Source organism: Kitasatospora sp. NPDC057198 (assembly GCF_042670125.1).
Lineage (GTDB): Bacteria > Actinomycetota > Actinomycetes > Streptomycetales > Streptomycetaceae > Kitasatospora.
Genome location: NZ_JBHUWH010000125.1, coordinates 1 through 17,758 on the forward strand (window position 1 = coordinate 1; position 17,758 = coordinate 17,758).

24 protein-coding genes and 1 tRNA gene are annotated in these 17,758 nt (G+C 74.3%); 10 read left to right on the plus strand and 15 right to left on the minus strand.

The features are described 5' to 3' along the window. Positions 1-140: 140 nt before the first annotated feature. From ACFUEL_RS16550 to ACFUEL_RS16560, 3 genes are all read right to left on the minus strand, one after another. A complete protein-coding gene (locus ACFUEL_RS16550) occupies positions 141-1,067 on the minus strand; it encodes a YhjD/YihY/BrkB family envelope integrity protein (RefSeq protein WP_380236962.1) in 927 nt (308 codons plus the stop codon). Positions 1,068-1,142: 75 nt separating this feature from the next. Beyond that, complete coding sequence (locus tag ACFUEL_RS16555) at positions 1,143-1,904, minus strand: polyprenol monophosphomannose synthase (RefSeq protein WP_380236964.1); 762 nt, start codon at positions 1,902-1,904, stop codon at positions 1,143-1,145. 104 nt (positions 1,905-2,008) lie between these two features. Beyond that, positions 2,009-3,028, minus strand: a complete 1,020-nt coding sequence (locus ACFUEL_RS16560; RefSeq protein ID WP_380236965.1) for a hypothetical protein — start codon at positions 3,026-3,028, stop codon at positions 2,009-2,011. A 250-nt stretch (positions 3,029-3,278) separates the two neighbouring features. Here ACFUEL_RS16560 and ACFUEL_RS16565 point away from each other — a divergent pair. Next, a tRNA-Arg gene (locus tag ACFUEL_RS16565) sits at positions 3,279-3,351 on the plus strand. A 119-nt stretch (positions 3,352-3,470) separates the two neighbouring features. Here the strand turns inward: ACFUEL_RS16565 and ACFUEL_RS16570 are convergent. Continuing rightward, positions 3,471-3,917, minus strand: a complete 447-nt coding sequence (locus ACFUEL_RS16570) for a MarR family winged helix-turn-helix transcriptional regulator (RefSeq protein WP_380236967.1) — start codon at positions 3,915-3,917, stop codon at positions 3,471-3,473. 132 nt (positions 3,918-4,049) lie between these two features. On the opposite strand from ACFUEL_RS16570, the gene ACFUEL_RS16575 reads away from it, so the two are divergent. Beyond that, a complete protein-coding gene (locus ACFUEL_RS16575; RefSeq protein WP_380236969.1) occupies positions 4,050-4,964 on the plus strand; it encodes an alpha/beta hydrolase in 915 nt (304 codons plus the stop codon). Positions 4,965-4,994: 30 nt separating this feature from the next. Here the strand turns inward: ACFUEL_RS16575 and ACFUEL_RS16580 are convergent, their stop codons facing one another. Next, entirely contained in the window at positions 4,995-5,717 is a 723-nt protein-coding gene (locus ACFUEL_RS16580) for a TetR/AcrR family transcriptional regulator C-terminal domain-containing protein (protein ID WP_380236971.1), read from the minus strand. A 107-nt stretch (positions 5,718-5,824) separates the two neighbouring features. Between ACFUEL_RS16580 and ACFUEL_RS16585 the strand changes: the two genes are divergently transcribed. Beyond that, positions 5,825-6,265 carry an ester cyclase gene (locus ACFUEL_RS16585; RefSeq protein WP_380236972.1) on the plus strand — a complete coding sequence of 147 codons (441 nt, stop codon included), beginning with the start codon at positions 5,825-5,827 and terminating at the stop codon, positions 6,263-6,265. A 61-nt stretch (positions 6,266-6,326) separates the two neighbouring features. Continuing rightward, entirely contained in the window at positions 6,327-7,646 is a 1,320-nt protein-coding gene (locus tag ACFUEL_RS16590; RefSeq protein ID WP_380236973.1) for a tetratricopeptide repeat protein, read from the plus strand. A gap of 6 nt (positions 7,647-7,652) precedes the next feature. Here the strand turns inward: ACFUEL_RS16590 and ACFUEL_RS16595 are convergent, their stop codons facing one another. Further along, positions 7,653-8,381: a DUF4937 domain-containing protein gene (locus ACFUEL_RS16595; protein ID WP_380236974.1), complete on the minus strand. Its 729-nt coding sequence runs from the start codon at positions 8,379-8,381 to the stop codon at positions 7,653-7,655. A 115-nt stretch (positions 8,382-8,496) separates the two neighbouring features. Beyond that, positions 8,497-9,330 (minus strand): hypothetical protein, encoded by an 834-nt coding sequence (locus ACFUEL_RS16600; protein ID WP_380236976.1) that lies wholly within the window; start codon positions 9,328-9,330, stop codon positions 8,497-8,499. A gap of 108 nt (positions 9,331-9,438) precedes the next feature. Between ACFUEL_RS16600 and ACFUEL_RS16605 the strand changes: the two genes are divergently transcribed. Further along, entirely contained in the window at positions 9,439-10,089 is a 651-nt protein-coding gene (locus ACFUEL_RS16605) for a hypothetical protein (protein ID WP_380236977.1), read from the plus strand. A gap of 69 nt (positions 10,090-10,158) precedes the next feature. Here the strand turns inward: ACFUEL_RS16605 and ACFUEL_RS16610 are convergent, their stop codons facing one another. From ACFUEL_RS16610 to ACFUEL_RS16625, 4 genes are read right to left on the minus strand one after another with little or no spacing between them, the layout of a single operon-like run. After that, on the minus strand, positions 10,159-10,575 hold the full coding sequence (locus ACFUEL_RS16610) for an NUDIX hydrolase (RefSeq protein ID WP_380236978.1): 417 nt from the start codon (positions 10,573-10,575) through the stop codon (positions 10,159-10,161). Positions 10,576-10,630: 55 nt separating this feature from the next. Continuing rightward, complete coding sequence (locus ACFUEL_RS16615) at positions 10,631-10,840, minus strand: DUF397 domain-containing protein (RefSeq protein WP_380236979.1); 210 nt, start codon at positions 10,838-10,840, stop codon at positions 10,631-10,633. Between the two features lie 15 nt (positions 10,841-10,855). Then, on the minus strand, positions 10,856-11,065 hold the full coding sequence (locus ACFUEL_RS16620) for a DUF397 domain-containing protein (protein WP_380236980.1): 210 nt from the start codon (positions 11,063-11,065) through the stop codon (positions 10,856-10,858). Then, positions 11,049-11,888: a helix-turn-helix domain-containing protein gene (locus ACFUEL_RS16625; protein WP_380236981.1), complete on the minus strand. Its 840-nt coding sequence runs from the start codon at positions 11,886-11,888 to the stop codon at positions 11,049-11,051. The genes ACFUEL_RS16620 and ACFUEL_RS16625 overlap by 17 nt, the downstream gene beginning before the upstream one ends. A 112-nt stretch (positions 11,889-12,000) precedes the next feature. On the opposite strand from ACFUEL_RS16625, the gene ACFUEL_RS16630 reads away from it, so the two are divergent. The 3 genes from ACFUEL_RS16630 to ACFUEL_RS16640 all read left to right on the plus strand — a co-directional run bounded on the left by ACFUEL_RS16630 (position 12,001) and on the right by ACFUEL_RS16640 (position 13,250). Then, entirely contained in the window at positions 12,001-12,357 is a 357-nt protein-coding gene (locus tag ACFUEL_RS16630; RefSeq protein ID WP_380236982.1) for a hypothetical protein, read from the plus strand. After that, complete coding sequence (locus tag ACFUEL_RS16635; protein WP_380236984.1) at positions 12,354-12,731, plus strand: hypothetical protein; 378 nt, start codon at positions 12,354-12,356, stop codon at positions 12,729-12,731. The genes ACFUEL_RS16630 and ACFUEL_RS16635 overlap by 4 nt, the downstream gene beginning before the upstream one ends. Before the next feature lie 384 nt (positions 12,732-13,115). Continuing rightward, complete coding sequence (locus ACFUEL_RS16640; protein WP_380236985.1) at positions 13,116-13,250, plus strand: hypothetical protein; 135 nt, start codon at positions 13,116-13,118, stop codon at positions 13,248-13,250. Positions 13,251-13,288: 38 nt separating this feature from the next. Here ACFUEL_RS16640 and ACFUEL_RS16645 read toward each other — a convergent pair whose 3' ends face one another. Further along, positions 13,289-13,945: a signal peptidase II gene (locus tag ACFUEL_RS16645; protein ID WP_380236986.1), complete on the minus strand. Its 657-nt coding sequence runs from the start codon at positions 13,943-13,945 to the stop codon at positions 13,289-13,291. Between the two features lie 312 nt (positions 13,946-14,257). On the opposite strand from ACFUEL_RS16645, the gene ACFUEL_RS16650 reads away from it, so the two are divergent. Next, positions 14,258-14,698 (plus strand): HPP family protein, encoded by a 441-nt coding sequence (locus ACFUEL_RS16650; RefSeq protein WP_380236992.1) that lies wholly within the window; start codon positions 14,258-14,260, stop codon positions 14,696-14,698. A 16-nt stretch (positions 14,699-14,714) separates the two neighbouring features. Here the strand turns inward: ACFUEL_RS16650 and ACFUEL_RS16655 are convergent, their stop codons facing one another. From ACFUEL_RS16655 to ACFUEL_RS16665, 3 genes are all read right to left on the minus strand, one after another. Further along, positions 14,715-15,254 carry an ATP-binding protein gene (locus ACFUEL_RS16655; protein WP_380236987.1) on the minus strand — a complete coding sequence of 180 codons (540 nt, stop codon included), beginning with the start codon at positions 15,252-15,254 and terminating at the stop codon, positions 14,715-14,717. Between the two features lie 256 nt (positions 15,255-15,510). Further along, positions 15,511-16,320 (minus strand): ABC transporter permease, encoded by an 810-nt coding sequence (locus ACFUEL_RS16660; RefSeq protein WP_380236989.1) that lies wholly within the window; start codon positions 16,318-16,320, stop codon positions 15,511-15,513. Continuing rightward, positions 16,317-17,276, minus strand: a complete 960-nt coding sequence (locus ACFUEL_RS16665; protein WP_380236990.1) for an ABC transporter ATP-binding protein — start codon at positions 17,274-17,276, stop codon at positions 16,317-16,319. Before ACFUEL_RS16665 ends, ACFUEL_RS16660 begins: the two co-directional genes overlap by 4 nt. 278 nt (positions 17,277-17,554) lie before the next feature. Between ACFUEL_RS16665 and ACFUEL_RS16670 the strand changes: the two genes are divergently transcribed. Then, positions 17,555-17,719, plus strand: a complete 165-nt coding sequence (locus ACFUEL_RS16670; RefSeq protein WP_157852240.1) for a hypothetical protein — start codon at positions 17,555-17,557, stop codon at positions 17,717-17,719. Positions 17,720-17,758 lie beyond the last annotated feature (39 nt).

The following is a 17,758-nucleotide window of genomic DNA, read 5'->3' on the forward strand; positions in this document are numbered from 1 at the left end:
CGACCCCACTGCTCGTACGAGCGGCGGGGCCGGGGCCTTCTGGGCCTTCTGGGCTTTCTGGATCGGCGGGTCGGGGCCTTCTGGAGCGGCGGGGCCTTCTGGGTCGCCGGGGCCTTCCGGGTCGGCGGGGCCGGGCGGGCCTACCAGCGGCCCGGCTCGTCGCGGGTGCCCAGGCGGCGGGCCACGGCGGGCTCCTCGGAGACCACCCGTCCGAGGACCAGCGCCAGGGTGACGGCGGCGAACAGCACGATCAGCCAGGACAGCGCGGTGAACACCACCCCGTACGGGCCGAACTTGTCGATGGAGGCGGTCATCGCGTGCGGCAGGTAGACCTTCGAGGCGATGCCGAGGCCGACCTCGGCGACGCCGCACAGCAGGGCGCCGGGCAGCAGCGGGTACCAGCGGATCCGGCCGCCGAGCAGCAGGTGCTGGGTCCACCACCACACGCCGGTGGAGGCCAGGAAGGTCAGCGGGACGCCCAGCCACAGGCCGGCGCCGAAGCCCCTGCGCATCGGGACCTGGACGACCAGGAACACCATCCAGCCCATCAGCCACACCACCCAGCGCCACAGGGCCAGCCGGGCGCTGTTCTTCGGCATCTCCCAGGCCCGCTCGCAGACCCGCTGGAGGGCCCGGCTGAGCGCGGTCGCGGAGGCCAGGGTGACCAGCGCGCCGACCACGCCGATGCTCTGGGTGGTGCCGTCGACGTGGGTGTTCATCAGCTGCTGGACCTGCTGCTGGGCCGGGCCCTGGAGGCCGAGCTGCTCGCGCAGCGAACCGGTGACGCTGTTCTTGAGGGTCGCCGGGGCGAACACCGCGACCACGAACAGGGCCGGCAGCGCGGACAGGAACGCCTGCGCGGCCAGCCGGGTGGCGTTGTCCAGCAGGTTGACCCGGATCAGGTTGCTGACGGCCCGGCCGACCAGCGGGATCCGCTCGGGGGCGCCCTTGGCGGACTCGGTGAGCCGGGCCGCCCGCTGCCTCGCCGACTCCCACCGGCCGGAGCCCGGACCGGGGCCGGAGCCGGGGCCCGGATCCTGTTCCGCTCGTCGCAGTGACTCTGTCACGCCGAAACCTCCGCAAGCGCCGCCGGGCCGGGAACCTCCATCGTCACCCGGCCCGCGGCGGCGGAGCCCCGCCGCCTACTTCTTCCGGGTGAGCTTCGCGACCCGGTCGTTCACCCCCCAGGCGGTGACCCGCCACAGCGCCTCGACCACGATGCTGCGGCTCATCTTCGACGCGCCGTGCTCGCGCTCCACGAAGGTGATCGGCACCTCGGCGACCTTGAACCCGGCCTTCACCGCGCGCCAGGCCAGGTCGACCTGGAAGCAGTAGCCCTGCGAGGCGACCTGGTCCATGCCGAGGCCGAGCAGGGTCTCCTTGCGGAACGCCCGGTAGCCGCCGGTGACGTCCCGGATCGGCACGTCCAGCATCAGCCGGGAGTACGTGGAGCCGCCCTTGGACAGCAGCAGCCGGGACTTCGGCCAGTTCACCACCGCGCCGCCGGGCACCCAGCGCGAACCCAGCACCAGGTCCGCGCCGCGCAGCGCGGTCAGCAGCCGGGGCAGCTCCTCCGGCTGGTGCGAGCCGTCCGCGTCCATCTCGACCAGCACGTCGTAGCCGTCGTCGATGCCCCAGCGGAACCCGGCCAGGTAGGCCGCGCCGAGCCCCTCCTTGCCCTTGCGGTGCAGCACCTTCACGTGGTCGTCGTCGGCGGCCAGGGCGTCGGCGAGCTTGCCGGTGCCGTCCGGACTGTTGTCGTCCGCGACCAGGACGTGCGCCTCGGGGACGGCGGCGCGGACTCGGGAGACGATCCGCTCGACGTTCTCGGCCTCGTTGTAGGTCGGGATGATCACCAGGATCTTGCCGAGACCGGCGAACGGGGTCTCCGGGGAGGAACTCACAGCTGGGTGCCTTTCGGGAGCGGCTGACCGGGACGGCGCACGGGTGCGCGATCCCCACGGTAGGCCACCGGACGGGCTGCCCCGGGCACCCGGCGGGGCCGGGGTCAGCGCCCGCAGGCCCGGCAGGGCCGCCGGGTGCCCCGGTGGTAGGCCAGGGCGGCCAGGCCGAGACCCAGGCCCCACAGCCAGTAGGCGGGCATGGCCACCCACAGGAAGGACAGCGGCAGCGCGTCCGGTTGGTCCACCCGGTGGACCGTCTCCCCGACCAGTTGGCCGATGCCGACGCCGAAGTAGACCAGCAGCCCGACCGAGACCGCCGCCGCGGGCCAGAGCAGCAGCCGGCGCGGCACCCGCCGCCCGCCCAGCAGCGGCAGCGGGCGGGGGAGGACCCGGCCCCAGCGGTGCACCAGGGCCAGCGGCAGGGCGGTGCCGGCCAGCAGGAACCCGGTCTCGAACGCCGCCAGCGACAGCGCCCCGGCGGCGTCCGGCCGCCCCGGGCTGCCGAAGCCCAGGCCGTACTGGGCGGCGATCCGCAGCCAGCAGGACGCCACCGCCCCGTACGCCGCCCACCGGGCCCAGCGCGGCGGCCGGGCCGACGGGTCGTACACCAGCCGCCCGCCGGTGCGGCCGCAGCGCGGGCAGTCGCCCCGGCGGCGGTGGTGGGCCAGCGCGGCGGCCGCGAGCAGGACCGACAGGGCGAGGCAGCAGGCCCGGCTGGCGAACCCGGCGGCCGAGAACGGGATGTGCAGGCCGGGCAGCAGCCGGCCGACCACGTCCAGCAGCAGGAACGGGCAACTCAGCAGCAGGGCCGCACTCACCGCGGCGGCCCCGGCCACCAGCGGGGTGCGCGGCCCGGCGGCCCGGTGCAGCCCGAGGGCGAGGGCCGCGGCGGCGGCGCACAGGGCGACCGCCGCCCAGGACGGGAAGAGCAGCAGGTCGGTGCCGAACCGGCCGAAGGACGGGGCGTGGCCCAGCGCCCACCAGGTCTGCAGCAGGCCGTAGCCGAGGGCCGCGACGAGGGCGGCGGGCGCCGCCCGGCGCGCCCAGCCGGGGGCGTCCCGCGGCTGCGGGGCCGCTGTGCCGTCCGTGCCGTCCGTGTCGTCAGTGCCATCCGTGCCGTCCATGCCGTCCATGCTGGGGCGGTCCGCCGTCGGGGGCATCGGCCACCGGGAGGAGCGGTCTCCACCGCGGGGAGGACGGCCTTCTCATACCAGTGAGTTGACGTCCCGTCAGGAAACGGCCCCCCGCGGGTCGGCCGGCCCGCGGACGGCATCGCGGCCGCCCCGCTCCGCCCGTCGCGGGGGTCCGGGAGAAAGGGATGGGCTTCGGGCGGAGCCGATCCGCTAGGCTGTGGGGCGGTTGCGCGCGTTGCCCGCCTCAGTAGCTCAGGGGATAGAGCACGGCTCTCCTAAAGCCGGTGTCGCAGGTTCGATTCCTGTCTGGGGCACAGCGCGACCACCAGCAGGCCCCCACCCGAAGCCGGGTGGGGGCCTGCTGCGTGCGGGGGGTGGGGGCAGGGTCCGGCGGTCGTCCGGGGGTGGGGCGCGGTCGGGCGGTGGCCGCCGGTCAGCCCAGTTGGCCGTGGGAGCCCGCTTCGAGGGTCGCGCGCAGGGCGGCCAGGGTCGCGGCGGTGCGGGCCAGGTCGTCTGGGGCGATCGCGGCGGTGAGGGCGGCGAGTTCCTCCTCGGCGAGGCGGCGGGCGGCGGACAGCCGTTCTCCGCCCTCGGGCGTGAGGTGGAGGAGTGAGGAGCGCCGGTCCTGCGGGTGCGCGACCCGGCGGCACCATCCCGCGGCCACCAGCCGGTCGACGGCCTTGCTGACGGCGCCCACGGTGATCGCCAGTTCGCCGACGATGTCGAGCACGCGGCACTCCGGCACCCGGTCGATGATCTCCATCATCTCGAACTGCCCGGTGCCCAGGTCGAGTTCGGTGCGCAGTCGGGCGTTCACCGCGTTGTAGAGGCGGGTTTCGACCCGGACCAGGTCGATGAAGAACGGTGTGACTCGGCTCACATTCACTCCAGTAGATTCCCGGGAATCAGTTTCTTTGGAATATGGTTGGCGTCAGGCAGATGGATTCCTGGGAATCCATCCTTGCACACCGTCCCGCACCCCCGATCCGCACCCGTACCCCCGGAGGTCCCCATGTCCCGACAGCAGCGCGAAGCCCTGGACGCCCTGCTCCGCTCCGCCCCCCGCAGCGAGGTGCCGCCCACTCCCGCCGAGGGGCGCACCGGTTTCGCCGCGGCCGTCGGCCGCCCGGCGCCCGAGGGCGTGACCGCCCGCCGGACCGTCCTGGGCGGACGGCCCGCCCTGGAGTTCGAACCCGCCGGGACGGCCGACCGCGGCCGGCTGCTCTACCTGCACGGCGGCGGCTACGTCATCGGCTCGCCCGACACCCACGCCGGTCTGGTCGGCGAACTGGCCCGCCGCGCCGGGCTGCCCGCCACCTCGGTCGACTACCGGCTCGCGCCCGAACACCCCTTCCCCGCGGCCCTCGACGACGCGCTCGCGGCCTACCGCGAACTCCTGGCCACGGGCACCGACCCGCGCGCCCTCGTCCTGGCCGGCGACTCCGCCGGAGGCGGGCTGGTCCTCGCCACCCTGCTCGCGGCCCGGGACGCCGGCCTGCCCCTGCCGGTCGCCGCGGTCGTCTTCTCCCCCTGGGTCGACCTCGCCGTCACCGGGGAGAGCGTCCGCTCCAGGAAGGACGCCGACCCGATCTTCGTCGAGGCCGACCTGCACGCCTACGCCGACCACTACCTCGGCGCGGGCGACCGGACCCACCCCCTGGCCAGCCCGCTGTACGCCGACCTCGCCGAACTGCCCCCGCTGCTCGTCCAGGTCGGCGCGAACGAACTGCTCCTCGACGACGCGACCCGGCTGGCGGCCCGCGCGGGCGCCGCCGACGTCGAGGTCACGCTCGAGGTCGGGCCCGGCCTCCCGCACGTCTACCAGCACCAGTACGGCCGCCTCGACGAGGCGGACGCCGCGCTCGACCGCGCCGCCCGCTTCCTCGTCGACCGGTTGGGCGCCGCCCTCCCGGACCTCGCGGGCTGAGCGCCGCCCCCGGAGGTCGTCGGCCGCGCCTCAGTCCGAGCGCGGTGCGGGCGCGAGCGCGTCGAAGCCGAGCAGCAGGGCGTCGAGCGCGAAGGCGAACCGCTCGGCGTCGTCCGTGCCGGCCCGCTCGGTGGCGGCGCGGACCAGCAGCGGGTAGCGCTCCGCCTCGAGCGCGGCCAGCCAGTCGGCGCCGCCGGCCTCTCCGGCCCCGACCGTGATGGCCGCTTCCGCCGTCGCGTGGCCGACCACGAACACGGTGAGGGAGTTGAGCGCGTGCAGGGCGCGGCCGAGCGGGAAGCCGCCGGCCGTGAGCAGCCGCAGCAGGGCCTCCAGGCCGTCCAGGGTGGCCGGGGTGACGGCGGGCCGGGAGGCGGCGAGCGGGAGTACGGCCGGGTGTCGCAGCAGGCCCTCGCGCAGGGCGGTGGCGTACGTGCGCAGGGCGGTGCGCCAGTCGGCCGCGCCGTCCGTGGCCGGGGTGGCGGCCGTGAACACCTGCTCCACCAGGCCGTCCAGCAGGGCGTCCTTGTGGGGCACGTAGTGGTAGAGGGTCATCGCCTCCACGCCCAGTTCGAGGCCGAGCGCGCGCATCGTCAGGCCCTTGAGCCCGTTCCGGTCGACCAGGCCGAGCGCCGCGTCGAGGACCTGCTGCCTGCTCAGCCCGACCCGCTCGCCCGGTCCGCGCCGCGCCGCCTGCCGGGTGGCCTGCTGCGCCGTCTGCCGGGTGGCCTGCCGCGCTCCTTGTCGCGCCGTCATGCCGGTTCCTCCGCCTTCCCGTCCGGGCTTGACTTTCTTACGGCATAAGTTAACACTCGTCCCCGGAAACTTACGGTGTAAGAAACGATCTGCCAGGGGGAACCACGATGTCGACCACCGCCAACAAGCAGGTGATCCGGGACTTCGTCGCCGCGCTCAACGACCGCTCCGGCGAGGGCTGGGTGCGACTGCTCTCCCCGGCGGTCGTCGACCACAACAAGATCATCTTCGGCGAGGAGGACGCCCCCGGCGCCGCCGTCGAGGGCTTCCGGCTCCAACTGGCCGCCTTCAGCACCGGGGCCGAGGGCGACGGCTTCCACCTCGAGCAGCTCATCGCCGAGGACGACCAGGTCGTCGCCCGGCTGCGGGTGGCCGGCGTGCACACCGGCCACCACCCCCGGATGCCCGAACCGACCCACCGCCGCTGCGACGTCGAACAGATCTGGATCTTCACCGTCCGGTCCGGCCGGATCGCCGAGATCCGCGCCGTCAGCGACCGCCTCGGCATGTTCCTCCAGCTCGGCTGGGACTGGCCGACCACCGACTGAGCGCGGAGGCGGGTCCGCCCGGACGCCGGAGATGTCGGGACCGGCGGCTACGGTGCGCCGCATGGATGCCGACGATCTCGACCGCCGGGGCCGGACCGGCTCCGACCGCATCCCGCCGGAGCTGGTGGGGCGGCTGTTGGAGCGCGGCCACACCGCGCTGGTGGCCGAGCGGGCCGCACGTGAGTGGCCCTGCGCCGACGCCTGGGCCCGGATGCTGGCGGGGGAGGGCAGGCCGGACGAGGCGCTGGAGGTGTTGGCGCCGCACGCCGCGACGGGCCGGTGGGACGCCGTCGTGGCGGTGGCCGAACTGCTGGAGGACACGGGCCGCGTCGCGCAGGCGATCGAGACCGTCCGGGCCCGGATGTCTCTCGGCCACCCGCACGCGCTGAAGCACTATGCCCGCCTGCTCGCCCGGCACGGCCGCGCCGGGGAAGCCTTCGACCTGCTGCTCCCGTACGCCGACGAGTACGGCCGGGTCCACGCCCTGGCCGAGGTCGCCGCCGCCGCGGGCCGCGAGGAGGAGACCGCCGCGCTGCTGGACACCCGGATCGCCGAGCACCGGTGCACCGACTTCCCGTGGTGCTGCGACGGCTTCGACACCGACACCGCCCGCGAGTTGCTCGCCGGGATCCGCGAACGGCAGGGCCGGATCGACGAGGCGATCGCCCTGCTCCGGCGGCGGCACGTGGTCTGGGTCAACGGCCGTGATCTGCTGGCGGACCTGCTGGCCCGGCACGGCCGGTACGCGGAGGCACTCGCCTACGCGAAGGAGTGCCAGGACGAAGAGGCGCTGGAACCGCTGGCGCGGGCGCTGGAGGAGCGCGGGGACGTCGAAGGGGCGATCGCGGTCTACCGGCAGGAGGACCTGCCCGCCTCCGGACACCCCAACGCGGCCTACGAGCACGCCCAGTTGCTGGCCCGGCACGGCCGGGGCGAGGAGGCGATCGCCGTGCTGCGCGAGCAGGCCGACCGACACCCCGACGACGACTGGCTCCGGCACGCCCTCGCCGTCCTCTGCCTCGAACAGGGCTTCCCCGCCGAAGGGTTGGCCCACCTGGAGGCCCTGGCCGCCCGGTGCGGCGGCGGTGCGGAGGAGTGGGGGATGTACCGGATCCGGCTGCCGCTGCTCGCCGCCCGCGACGGCGTCGACGCCGCCGTTCGGCAGGCCCGCGCCCACCCCGAGGGCGACACCCCCTGCGCGGCGGCCGACATCGCCCGCCTGCTCGCCGACGCCGGGCGCGCGGAGGAAGCCCTCGCCGTCCTCGACCAGCACGCCGTTTCGCGCTGGCGCCTCACGCACCTGGCCGGCCGCCTGATCGACCTCGGCCGCACCGCCGAGGCCCTGGCCCTCCTGCAGCGCCCTGACCAGCCCGCCTTTTGAGCGGCGCTAGCCGTTCGCGCGCTGCTGCCCGCCCGTGCGTGGCCGCCCGCCCGTGCGCGACCCGGGCCGGACGCGCCAGGCCGGCTCCAGCGGCAGCAGGTGGCCGGACATCGCCCGGAGGTCGTCCGCGGGGACGGCACGGGCCAGCAGGCCCGGCAACTGCCGTTCGGTGTACCGCTGGTGGGCCTCGGCTCCGATCCACAGGGACGCCACCAGGTGCCGGTCCGGTGCCAGCCGAACGACGACCCCGCCCAGCATGCCCCCGGCCGCCGCCATGCCCGGTGCCCACACCTCGCGCTGCACGTCGAGGAAGTGCGCGGAGCGGCCGGGCCGCACCCGGCAGTCGGCGATCCGCAGGAGCGCGGCGCGTTCCAGCGCGTGGGCCAAGTCGGCTGCGTCGCCCGGCATTTCGAGGACGACGCCGCCCGTGGCGACGTCGATCGAGGTGTAACCGGCGTCCCCGTCGGCGCTCCGGCCAATGCTGTCGGCCACCGCGTCGTGCCGCTCGCGCATGAAGCGGTCGTAGGCGTCCGCGTCGCTCCACAGTCCCAGCAGCAGTGCGTCCCCGGTGCTCCCGTCCCAGCCGCCCAACTGCCCGACCAGGCCCGGCTGGTCACCGATCGCCGACCAGGCGGCCTGAGCGGCGGAGAACCGGCCCCGCGCAGCCGCCGGCACCCGGCAGGTGATCCACTTGCCCCACATCCGCGACCCACCCCTCCATGCCCGTGCATCCATGCCCGTGCATCCATGCCACCCATGATCGGTCGCGGACCAGGCCCGGCGTCAATCGGCCTACGGGCGCCGCCGGTTGGGGCCATCGGCCTACGCCCAGTGTCCGCTCCGGGTGCTGTCAGGGGCGCCGCCGCCCCGCCCGGCGGCCGACCGCGTCGAGGGCCGCGTCGAGGGCCTCGGCCAGGTGGCCCTGCCGGAGCAGCAGTTCGGCGAGCCGGGTGCCGGCCCGCGCGATCGGCAGCCGGCGCAGCAGGGCGGCCTCCTCGGTGCGACCGTCCCGGGCGGGCAGGCCGGTGACGGTCAGCTCCCGCTCCTCGGTCTCCGCGGCGTCACCGGGCGGCAGGGCCTCGATCTCCGCGATCGCCCCCCGGGCGCGGCCCGCCTCGCCCAGCAGCCACCAGCGGTTGGAACGGAGCCAGAACTCCTCGTTCTCGGACAGGAATTCGGGACTGCGCCCCTCCGTGAGCGCGATCGCCTCGTCGTACCGGCCCGCGTCCTCCAGGACGCGGACATACACGGTGACGGCGGCGCGGGGCTCGGTGCCGGCGAGGTCGCGCAGGGCGTCGATCCGGCCGTGCCGGGCGAGTAGGCGGGCGTAGTGCTCGACGTTGTTCTGCGGCCCGTAGCGGCGGGCGGCCACGTCCGCGGCCAGCAGGTCGACCGCTTCGTCCACCCGACCGCAGCGCTCCAGGACCCCCGCCTGTTCGGACAACACCTGCCACGGGCCGCAGCCGCACGGCGGGTTCTGCCGGAACTCCTCGGCGATCGGGGCCAGCAGCTCCAACACCCGTTCGTCGCACCCCCGTCCGGCCGTCACCGCCACCAGGGCCGCCGGCGTCCGCCCGTCGCGCAGGTGCGGGACGAGGACCTCGATCGCCTCGTCCACCCGCCCCGCGCGGGCCAGGACGGCGGCCCGGTCCCGGTGCAGCAGGACATCGGCCCCCGCCCGCACCGCCGGCCGCAGGCGAGTTGCGCAGTACCCACCCGGTCGGTCGGACGTTCCCCCCGGGGTCTAGGGTCCGTGCGAACGATCCCTTCCGGACGACGTACGAGGAAGCACATGAACGTCCGCTTTGTGGTGCACCTGGTCGGAACACTGGCGTTGGTACTGGTGCTGACCTTCGGCGGTTTCGTACTCGGCGGGCCCCTCGTGGGCCGGATCGGGTTGGTCCTCTGGCTCGTCCTGGCGAGCGCGGTCCGGGCCCTGCTGCCGCCCGCCTACCACTACGGCACGGCGGGTGCCGAGCCCACCTCCGCCACCTACCGGGGCTGGGCGGCCAAGCTCGTCGCACGCACCCCCCTGGGCCGGAACCGGACCCCCGAGGACGACCTCGCCCGCCTCGCCGCCGGCGTCCGGCTCTGCCTGTTCGGCTTCGCCCTCCGCGCCGGCAACGAGACCCACGGCCACCTGCTTCTCCAGCGCACCCCGGACGGCGGCACCGAGGTCTCCTGGCAGGGCCGCCGCAAGGACGGCGGGCCCCGGCCGGCGCCGATCAGCCCGGCGGTCCCGCTCTTCCGCCCCGGCCGGGAACAGCTGAACGCCTCCCAGGCCCGCTACGGCTACACCTCCTCCGTGCAGTTCGGCCGGGACACCTACTGGCTGCGCGGCCACGACGCCGAAGTCATCCGGCTGGCCCTCGGCACGCCACCCGCCACGGCCTCGGACTCCGGGCGCGACGTCACCGGCCCCGCGACGGCGGCCACCGCCTGAGCCGGACCGCCGGGGCCCTCGGAGCCTCTTGCAGCAACGGGGTTGTGCGGTCCTTCTTCTGGCGCGGCGTCAGGAGGACGCCGGACCCAACTCGGCGTCGAGGTACGCCTGCACCGGCTCGAACAGGCCGTACGGCACGAACTCGGCGATCCGCTCGCGGACGACCCACGCCAGTTCGGCCAGCTCCTCGGTGTCGACCACGGTGGCGGTGCCGCCCGCCACCTCACAGGCCGCGTACGACATCCGACGCCCGGTCTTCGGATGCACGCGCTCGCCGAGCAGCCGGGTGGCCTTCACGGTCAGGCCGACTTCTTCCGCGGTCTCGCGGACGGCCGCCGCCTCCGGTGTTTCGCCGGCCTCGACCTCACCGGCCGGGAACTGCCACGACAACTCGCCTTCCCGCACGCGGCGTTGCACCATCAGGACGCGGCCGTCCTGCACGATGACGGCGGCGGCGATGCCCGGCTCGTCGGTCTGCTCAGCCATGCTGCGGCTCCTCCGGAGCGGCCCCGGCGGAGGGAAGCACGCCGGGGCCAGAGGGTTACGCGTGGGGGAAGGCGCCTGCCTTGACCTCGGTGACGAACGCCTGCCAGGCGCGGGGGGTGAAGGCCAGGTGGGGGCCGTCGGGGTCCTTGGAGTCCCTGACGGCACCGGGGTCGTTGTCGTTCACCTCGACGCACTCGCCGCCGGTGCCGTCGCTGTAGGACGACTTGCGCCACGGGGAGGTGGTGCGGCCGGTCGCTTCACTCACGTGCGTGCTCCTTCGTTAGGCGTGGGGGAAGGTGCCTGCCTTGACCTCGGTGACGAACGCCTGCCAGGTGCGCGGGGTGAAGGCCAGGTGGGGGCCGTCGGGGTCCTTGGAGTCCCTTACAGCACCGGGGTTGTTGTCGTTCACCTCTACGCACTCGCCGCCGTTGCCGTCGCTGTAGGACGACTTGCGCCATGCGGAGGCGTTGAGGTCAAGGGCATTGCTCATGTGCGTAGTCCTCCGTCGCCGATTCGATCAGGCGCAGGGATGCCTTCGGCGACAGCGCGGCGCCCCTGACGTCAGCATAGGCGTCCTGGCAACGGGCGACTATGGCTGGATCGTCGAGCAGTTGACCCGAATGCGGGCTCTCGAAGTACACCGCGGGCGGGGCCTCTGCGAAGGTCATCAGGAAAAGTGAACCTGCCGCGAGCGCGTGTTCCCCCTCGCTGAACGGCAGTACCTGGAGCAGGATTCTGCCGGACTTCATCAGCGCCGCCAGGTGGCGTAGTTGCTCGGCCATCACGGCCCGGCCGCCGACGGGCATCCGGAGCACCGCCTCATGGAGGACCACACGCAACTTCGGCGCTGCTGCATCGGTCAGTGTGGGGACTCGCCCGAGCCTGGCCGACACCCTCTCCTCCACCTCCTCGGCCGGGAGGAACGGATTGCACACCCGGATGACGGCGCGCGCGTAGTCGGCCGTCTGCAACAGTCCGGGCACCAGGGTCGGGGCGTACTGGAAGATCTTCTCGGCCTGGGCTTCGAGTTCGGCGACCCGCGCGAAGTGGAAGGCGTGCTGACGGTGGGCCACCAGGGCGTAGACCCGGGTGAAGTGACCGCCGGTCTCGAAGACCTTGTCGAGCCGCTCGGAGAGTTCCGCCTGCGGGTTCCGGGTCGCGATCTCGATCTGGCCGATGTACCCGGTGGAGCAGTAGACCAGCTCGCCCAACTCCCGCTGGGAGAGCCCCCGCTCTTTGCGGTAGCGGCGGAGTTCCGCACCGTAGTAGGCGCTCGGGGAGGTGGAGGGGTTGAGTTCCTTGGGCCTGACCATGCGTCACATCCACTTCGACACACGACTTTTGCTTCAAGTTTTGCCTGTTCAGGGTAGCGATCCCCGCCGATGCTGAAGGTGGAAAGCCCGGATTCGACAGCAGGGAGCAGCGATGGCGGAGATGGAGCACGAGACGGCGCAACTGCGCGCCCGTCGTGCCGAGGCGGAGGAGGCGGCGGACGCCGTGGAGACGGCCTGGCGGTTGGCCGGGCTGCCGTCGGAGCCCAGCGTGATGCCGGTGACGAGCGGGCGCGGCCTGAGCGCGGGGGCGCACGTCTCGCTCGGGGGGTGCAGTGCGGGGACCGCCCGTGCGCTGGCCGAGGTGCTGACGGAGTACGCCCGGCTGACCGGGAAGTTGATCGACAGCCGCTCGCAGCGGATCCTGGCCCGGGTGTTCGCCGAGAACGGGGTGTGTCCGGTGCTGCCGGGCGAGGGGGCGTACCTGGTGGCGCGGGAGTTGGGTGCGTGAGTGCGGAGCGGTGGGGGTCGGAGGAGGAGCGTCACGGTGCCGGCTCCGCCGAGGCGTGCGGTGGAGGGGGAGCGTCGGACGACGCGGCCACCCGGGCCGGGGGTGCGGCGGCCAGGCTGGCCGAGCTGATCGGGGTGGAGGCCGAGGTCACCGAGGTTCCGGAGGGCGTGCGCGTGGTGCTCGAACTCCCTTCCGGGGCAAGGGAGTCCAATCACCTTGAGGTGCTCGCCGTCCTGCGTGCCGCCGACCGCTTCGGTCACCGCCGCTCGGCCGACGGGGTCGAGCAGCTGTGGGCCACCTACTGGCAGGCGGGCGACGCGGTCGGTGCAGGAGGAGATCGGCTGCACATGGTGAAGGGGAACGCCGCCGGGTAGCGGCAAGCGCGGGAAGTGGGAGCCCTCAGGTGACCGTGTGCGGCGGGATTCCCGTTCGGGCGGTGGTCGAGGCCGGGCGGCGGCTGGACGGGGCGATGGCGGTCGGCGGCCTCGGGCCGGAGCGTTCGCCGTGGATCTGTGACGCGGTCGCCCGGTATCCGCGCGACGTGTTCGCACCAGGGCGGTTGGGGAGTGGGACGGCCGGGCTCGAAGTCGGGGCCGCCTCGGGCACGTCGCGCTCACCGTCGATCCCGGGCCGGGCCGGACCCGCGCCGACGGCTGGACGCAGGGCCTCGCCGGACGTACCCGACTTCGCCGCCGTCCGGGCCGCCGCACCGCCGTCCGGGCCGCCGCCCCGCCGTCCGGCCCCGCGCGGCGCACCGGGTGGCGCACCGGACGGGACCTGGCGCGCCTGCGCACCGGCTGGGGCTGCTGTTCCACCTGCGGTTCGCCGTACCGGAGTTGGCGGTCACCACCGCCGCCGACGGGGACGGGCCGCGCCGGCCCGTCGCGGGCTGAAGTCCGTTCGGGGGACGGGCGTTCAGGGGGAAGGACGTTCAGGAGCCGCTGCCGGCGGCTTCGGCCCCCGGGGCGGCGGTGGTGGTGGCGTTGGCGGTGCCGGCGGTGCGGGGGGCCAGGCTCAGCGGCGTCCCGCGGAAGGACAGCACGACGGCGAGGGCGCAGCCGCAGCTGATCGCCCAGTCGGCGAGGTTCATCACGCTGAAGTCGCGGACCGCGATGAAGTCGACCACCGCGCCCTGCGCGCCGCCGGGGGAGCGGAACAGCCGGTCGGTCAGGTTGCCGAGCGCGCCGCCCAGCAGCAGCCCCAGCGAGATCGCCCACGGGGTGCTGGCCAGTCGGCGGGACAGCCGGAGCACCACCACGACGACGGTCGAGGCGACCACGGTGAAGACGATCGTCGTCGTCTCGCCGATGCCGAGCGCGGCACCGGGGTTGCGCTGCACCTGCAGCTCCATCCAGCTCCCGATCAGCTGCACGGACGAGCGCCCCTCCAGCTCGGCGACCACCGCCAGTTTGCTGAACAGGTCGACGGCGTACGCGGCGGCGGCGACCGCCCACAGCAGCCACACCCGCCTGCGCACGGCGGAGCGGCGGTCCTCCGCCGCGCCGTCCTCGCCGTCCGTGCCGTCCGTGCCGTCCGTGCCGTCCGCGCCGCCCAGGCTGCTCGCGTCGCTCGCGCCGCTCGTCGTCATGTTCGCTCTCCTCGCGCTCCTGGCCCCGGTCGGCCGCGGGCGGTGCGCGTCCCGTGAGGCGTACTACCCACCCACTGGGACGCTTCGTGGCCTTCCGCTGTTCCCGTCGCTCCGCGCCGGGGCCCGGCGGGGGCGGGGACGGTGCCGGATCCCGCACGAGCCGGTGGCGGTGTTTTGCCTCAGGGGCAAGAGGGTTCTTGAAGCGTCAACAGTCTGTTTAGGATCCTGGGACCACGTATTGCCTGATCAGGGAGCCTCCGCATGTCCGTCACCGCCACCGCAGTCACGCTGGGAAGCCGTGCGTGGCACGCGATGCGCGCCGGGAGCTTTGCCATGGGGGCACTGCTGGTGCTGGTCGCGGTCGGCGTGGCCCTGCACCAGCCGGTGCTGATCCCGCCGCTGGCGGCCAGCGCCGCCCTGGTGCACGGCGCACCCGGGCTGCCGATCTCGCAGCCGCGCAACCTGGTCGGCGGGCAGTTGCTGTCCGCGGCGGTGGGCTTCCTGGTGCTCGCGGTGGCCGGACCCGGCCCGTGGGCGGCGGCCGTCGCGGGCGGGCTGGCCCTGGTCGCGATGCTGATCGCGCACGTGCCGCACTCGCCGGCGGCGGCGACCGCCGTGATCGTGGTGCTGCAGTCCCCGCACCCGGCGGTCTTCCTGCCGCTGCTGGCCCTGGCCGCCGCCGTCCTGGTCCTGTTCGGCCTGCTCCCGCACCGGATCGGCGGCCACCCCGTCCGCTACCCCGTCGCCTGGTGACGGCGCGCCCGGCCGGTCAGCCGCAGGGCTCGGCGGACGGGGGAGAGACCGGCGGGGGAGAGACGGACGGGAGGGGGCCGGACGGGGGAGAGGCGGGCAGGAAGGGCTGGCCGGCGTCCACCACGGTGCCGGGTCCGGCGGCCGACCTGCCCGGGTCGGACCCGGCCGGGAGCTCGGCCCAGACGACCTTGCCGTGCGGCGCGGTGCGGTAGTAGCCCCAGCGGGCGGAGAGCTCGTCGACCAGGTGCAGGCCGCGGCCGCCGGTGGCGTCCGGGCCGGCCGGGCGGGGGCGGGGCGGACACGGGTCCTGGTCGCCGACCTGGACCAGCAGCGAGCCGCCGCGCAGCACCAGCGAGAGGGTGAAGCCGTGCGGTCCGCCGCGGGCCCGGACCGCGTTGGTGGCCAGCTCGGAGACCACCAGCCGGGCGGCGTCCGAGAGTTCCAGCCGGGCGTGCCAGCACTCCAGTACCTGGGTGGTGTGGCGGCGGGCCCCGGCGACCGCCGCCGGGGTGCTGTCGAGCGTCAACAGGCTGAGCCGCGAACGGCTTCGGGACATCGCGGGCCTCCGGGTGAAGGTGAAGGTGCGGACGGGCACCCGCCGACGACAGGAGACGACCCGTGTTCACCAGCCTCCGCCGGGACGCCGACGGCCCGCCACGGCCGGAAGTCCCCCCGGGGAGGGGCACTTCGGGACGGGCGGGCCGGTCGGAAGTGGGTAGGCGGCGTTAACCCGGGACGGGGGTGACCCGGGACGGCGTTGACCGGGACGGCGTTGACCGGGACGGCACGCGGGCCGCTCCGCCGACGGGCCGTCAGCCGCGCCGGGGCTCCCAGCGCAGCAGGCGGCGGCAGAGCACCGCGGCCGCGGCCAGCCAGGCGGCGAGCAGCAGCAGCGACGGCCCGGCCGACGTCCAGCCGTGCAGCAGGTCCAGCTCCCGCAGCGGGCCGCCCGCCCAGGTCTCGGCGCCGAACTCGCGGCCGAACCAGGCCGTCCGCAGCCCCCGCACCACCGGGGAGAGCGGCAGTGCCCCGGACGGGCCGCGCAGCCACTCCGGCAGGCCCGCGACCGGGGTGAACACGCCCGCGCCGAACATGCACAGCACCAGCACCGGTGTCGCCACCAGCGGCGCCGACTCGGCGGACGGCGTCACCCCCGACAGGGCCACCGCCAGCACCGAGAACAGCAGGTAGCCGCCCAGCAGGACGAGCAGCAGCAGCACCGGATCGGCCGGCAGCGGCGCGCCGAACCAGCCGACCGCGACCCCGCCCAGCACCAGCGCCTGGAGCAGCACCACCACCCCGCCCGCGCCCAACTGCCCGGCGAACACCGCGCTCGGCGGGCACTCGGTGCCGCGCAGCCGCTTCAGCACCAGCTCCTCGCGGCGCGCCACCACACCGCCCAGCAGGTTGACGAACGAGGTCACCAGGGCCAGCCCGAGCAGCCCCACCGCCACGTACCCGGCGGCGTTCACCCCGCCGATCTCCTTGCTCCGCAGCGGCGCGGCGATCACCAGGTTGAGCAGCACCGGCAGCAGGAACCCGATGAAGGTGGAGCGCCGGTTGCGCCAGAACACCTTCCAGGACAGGGCGAACTGCCCGCGGGCGTAGGTGAACCAGCTCATCGGGACGCTCCCAGGGAGGCAGGGGCAGGGGCAGGGGTGGGGGAAGGGGCGGCGAGGTCGAGGAAGACGTCCTCCAGCGAGCTGGAACGCACCTCCAGGCCGTCCAGTTCGACGCCCCGTGACGCCGCCCAGGCGTGCAGCGCGGCCAGCGCGGGCGCCGAGCGGGGCACCCGGTAGAGCGCCCGGCCGTCCGCCAACGACGGTGTGGTGCCGAGCAGTTCGGGGAGCGCGGCGAGGTCGTGGCCGGGCGGCAGCGGGAGGGTGATCAGGTCGCCGCGGCCGGACAGCACCTCGGCGACGGTGCCCGCGGCGGCGACGGTGCCCCGGTCCATGATGGCCACCCGGTCGGCCAACCGCTGGGCCTCCTCCAGGTAGTGGGTGGTCAGCAGCACCGTGGTGCCGCCCGCGCGCAGCTCCTCCACCAGCTGCCAGGTGGCCCGCCGGGCCTCCGGGTCCATGCCGGTGGTCGGCTCGTCCAGGAACAGCAGCTCCGGCTCGTTCAGCACGGCCAGCGCCAGGTCCAGGCGGCGGCGCTCGCCGCCGGACAGCTGGCCGACCCGGGTGCCGGCCCGCGCCTCCAGGCCGACCTTCGCCAGCACCTCGGCGGTCGGCCGGGCCCGGCTGGTGAAGGCGCGCCAGCAGTCGACCGTCTCCCGGACGGTCAACTCCTTGAAGAAGCCGCCCTCCTGGAGCATCACCCCGGTGCGCCGGCGGACCTCCGGCCCGGCCGTGAACGGGTCCAGCCCGAAGACCCGGACCCGTCCGGAGGTCGGCGGGTGGTAGCCCTCCAGCACCTCCAGGGTGGTGGTCTTGCCCGCGCCGTTGGTGCCGAGCAGAGCAAAGAGTTCGCCGCGGGCGATCGAGAAGGAGACGCCGCGCACGGCCTCGTATTCTCCGTAACTGCGCCGCAGGTCCACTACCTCCACGGCCGGGTATTTCTCGGAAAGAGGTGTCATGCAGGCAGCGTGACGGGTGCGGGCGGGCTGCGGCAAGTAGCGCATCGCAGCAGGTCAGAACATGTGCAAAATGTCATCTCGGGTCATGACATTTACGTCCGCCGGAATCTGACATCTCCTACTGCACGGATTTCCGGAACCCGGTCATAGTTGAGACATCGCCGAGAGCGGAACCGGAAAAAGCGAAAGCCGGACCGGGAAAGCGAAAGGCGAGAAGGAAACCCCAGGCGACCGACCCGGGAAACGGGCCGGAGCCGCGAGACAAGAAGGAGCCTCCCATGGCGCAGAACGAGATCAACAAGGACGAGCAGTTCGACATCGAGGTCGAGGAGCTGGACACCGTCAACGGCGGCGTCTCCGTCTCCTCCCTGCTCTCCGCCGCCTGCCCGGTGTCGAGCTTCAGCTCGGTGTCGAACTCCGTCGCCGAGGTCGCGGCCGAGTAATTCGGGTCCTGTGCGGGGGTGGTCCGCTCTCCGGCGGCC